Source organism: Vibrio sp. V43_P6S15P86 (assembly GCF_009904725.1).
In the GTDB taxonomy this organism is placed as follows: Bacteria; Pseudomonadota; Gammaproteobacteria; order Enterobacterales; family Vibrionaceae; genus Vibrio; species Vibrio diabolicus.
Map to the genome: position 1 here is coordinate 1 of NZ_WXWT01000078.1, position 3234 is coordinate 3234.

General features: G+C 44.0%; 4 protein-coding genes. 2 read left to right on the forward strand and 2 right to left on the reverse strand.

What is annotated here, in order from left to right:
- Positions 1–264 precede the first annotated feature (264 nt).
- Entirely contained in the window at positions 265–945 is a 681-nt protein-coding gene (gene mutH / locus CAG69_RS03460; RefSeq protein WP_047009106.1) for a DNA mismatch repair endonuclease MutH, read from the forward strand.
- A gap of 15 nt (positions 946–960) precedes the next feature.
- Here mutH and CAG69_RS03465 read toward each other — a convergent pair whose 3' ends face one another.
- On the reverse strand, positions 961–1272 hold the full coding sequence (locus CAG69_RS03465) for a DUF6482 family protein (RefSeq protein WP_005397320.1): 312 nt from the start codon (positions 1270–1272) through the stop codon (positions 961–963).
- Positions 1273–1426: 154 nt separating this feature from the next.
- Between CAG69_RS03465 and CAG69_RS03470 the strand changes: the two genes are divergently transcribed.
- Positions 1427–2461 (forward strand): NADP(H)-dependent aldo-keto reductase, encoded by a 1035-nt coding sequence (locus CAG69_RS03470; protein ID WP_047009105.1) that lies wholly within the window; start codon positions 1427–1429, stop codon positions 2459–2461.
- Between the two features lie 134 nt (positions 2462–2595).
- On the opposite strand, the gene CAG69_RS03475 is transcribed toward CAG69_RS03470, so the two are convergent.
- On the reverse strand, positions 2596–2847 hold the full coding sequence (locus CAG69_RS03475) for a hypothetical protein (RefSeq protein ID WP_005397324.1): 252 nt from the start codon (positions 2845–2847) through the stop codon (positions 2596–2598).
- Positions 2848–3234: the final 387 nt, after the last annotated feature.

Sequence of the window (3234 nt, forward strand, 5' to 3'; positions counted from 1 at the left end):
ACTCAGATCGGTCAAAGATCCACCAACAGGCTATTTATCCACACTCACCTGCTATTCGTTTAGATGATTACAACAAAATCAACCCCAAAAATGCATTTTAACCCCTGTTTATTCATACAGACCCCGTCAGGATCTTATCAATACCTCCTTCACCTGTGGATAAGTTATGAATTGATCGTTCTTACACCGCCTCGGTGAAATCTTAAACAGTAGATTTGGCCGGAGTTTGATAAACTATATGTTTTGTAATACCACCTTGTGACTATGAAACCAGAACCACAAACAGAAGCAGAGCTATTGGAACGCGCTCATGATATGGCAGGACTTAGCTTTGCAGAGCTGGCCGCCGAGGCGAATATGATTGTTCCTGAAAACTTAAAACGTGATAAAGGTTGGGTGGGTCAATTACTCGAATGGCACTTGGGCGCTCCGGCTGGCAGTAAACCTCAACAAGATTTCGCAAAACTAGGGATCGAGTTGAAAAGTATTCCGATCAGTTACTCTGGCAAACCTTTAGAAACAACCTTTGTTTCTGTGGCTCCCCTCACTGGTGTTCATGGTCTTACATGGGAAACAAGTCATGTTCGAAACAAGCTATCTCGTGTGCTTTGGGTACCAGTGGAAGGGGAACGAGAAATTCCACTTGCAGAAAGACGTGTTGGTAGCCCACTGATTTGGTCACCAGACGACGAAGAAGAGCGTATTTTACGAAACGACTGGGAAGAGCTAATGGAGATGATCGTCTTGGGGAAATTTGATCAAATTTCCGCCAGACACGGAGAAGCGCTACATCTTCGCCCTAAAGCCGCGAATGCAAAAGCCCTCACCGAAGCATATAGCTCAAATGGCAAGCCGATAAAAACTCTGCCCCGAGGTTTTTACCTCAGAACACAGTTTACTGAGCAGATCTTACTCAAGCACTACATCAGCACGCCATCTGAGTAATGTTGTTTCCACCATTTAGTGCGTCACGAGCGATAACTCGATATCACAGTACGAGGCTGCCTCTTCAGTGCCACATTCGTCATACGCATTGTGCAGCCTTAAGTACGCTTTATCTACCCCTAACCTCAGCAGCTCTTCTTTCACCAAATCTAGCGAACCGAAATGTATCGGATCTTCACCGTCTTTAATCGGCTCAAGTTGATGCTTGTACTCCACTGCTAGCAAATAGTCAGAGACATCAGAACACCCAATCACAAATACTTTGGGAGTTTTATAAGTATCTTTATGGGGACCGTGTAACCACATGTCCAATTGATGCTTCTGCATAACGTACCTCCTTTACACGATCATTTAAGTGTAGTTAGGCTATGTATAGCTTTCGAGTTTGGTCTTCCTTTATACGTAAATCATTTGCGATAGCGGTTAAAAATCCCCTATATTGGAATCACTTATTTAGTCGGTAACTCTTCAAGGACGTGATATGCAATACACAAAACTACCGCACTCATCACTTGAGATCAGTAAAATCTGCCTCGGAACCATGACGTTTGGCGAGCAAAATACAGAAAAGGACGCCTTTGAACAGCTCGACTTTGCCCTTGATCATGGGGTGAATTTCATTGATACCGCAGAGATGTACCCTGTACCTCCCAAAGCGGAAACGCAAGGACTCACCGAGCAATACATCGGGAATTGGTTAGCAAAGAGCGGCAAACGTGAAAAAGTTGTGCTGGCAACAAAAGTGGCTGGCCCTCGCGGTGTCCCTCACATCCGAGACAACATGAGCCTTAATCGTCGCCACATCCATACAGCAATTGATGACAGCCTTAACCGCCTGCAAACGGATTATGTCGATTTATACCAATTACATTGGCCTCAACGTCAAACTAACTGCTTTGGTCAACTCAACTACCCTTACCCAGACAAGCAAGAAGAAGTCACATTAATTGAAACCTTGGAAGCGCTGACTGAGCTAGTGAATGCAGGCAAAGTACGCTACATCGGTGTATCAAACGAAACGCCATGGGGTGTGATGTCATTACTGCGTTTAGCTGAAAAGCATGATTTGCCACGCATTGTCTCGATTCAAAACCCATATAACTTGTTGAACCGCAGCTTTGAAGTGGGCTTGTCTGAAATCAGCCACTATGAAGGTGTCCAGCTACTGGCCTACTCTCCACTGGCATTTGGCTGCCTAAGCGGCAAATACTTGAATGGTGAGAGACCAGAGGGTGCTCGATGCACGAAGTGGGAGCGTTTTGCGCGCTACTTTACTCCTCAGGGGATAAAAGCGACCGAAGCTTACGTCAATTTAGCCCAAGAGCATGGTTTGGATCCTGCACAAATGGCACTCGCATTTGTCAATCAGCGCCCATTTGTAGCATCTAATATTATCGGCGCGACCAACCTCGACCAATTAAAAGCCAACATCGACAGTATCGACCTAAAACTAAGCGATGAGCTCCTTACTGAGATTCAAGCAATTGGTACAACCTACTCGAATCCATGCCCTTAACAGTAAAGCTCCCCTCAAACGAAAACAGCTGACCTTCAAGGTCAGCTGTTTATCAAATGAAGTATGACTTCATATCGCACGTTAAGCGTGTTGAATGACTTGATAGCAACTCAGTCAGTCCAACACGCTAACGATTACGTCATTATTCGCGACGTTAAAACTCGACGAAGGTGACGAACTCGACGTTCAACTTTTACTGCATCCGGAACATTGGCGCGTGTGGAACGACCATCGCTATCTAAACCAATATCCCTCAATAGATGAACATTCGTCCATGGAACATCATGAGCAGTGCGGCGTATGGTTCGCTGCCATTGCTTTTCTTCGCGTTTAAGGTCTGCTTTCAATAACAAAGTTGCCAGTTGTAGGTAAATAGAGTGACGCATAATATTTTCTCCGATTATCGATGTATTCGACTGGGAAAAATAGTGCGTAAAATGAACAGAGGTGTTCTGTTTATACTAAGCCGCTACTTTTCCGCAGCCTAGTAATAAATAAGATAGGTTACGGATTAATTTTTATCTTGTGAGCCAGTGGTATTGGTATCATCCGACTTAAGAGTCATCGGAGCGATAGGCATACGATCAGCGCAAGCAGTGGTGTTAACAACGTAATGTTTCATCTTGCGCCTCCTAGCTAAAAATTAATCCGTTTATGAAAGGTATAACTCATTGAGTTACGGTTAAATTGTAAGCTTTGATGAATATATATCAAACATTTTTTGTCTTTTTGATTAAAAACAAATCAATACACCGCAATTCAGTTTCATATAC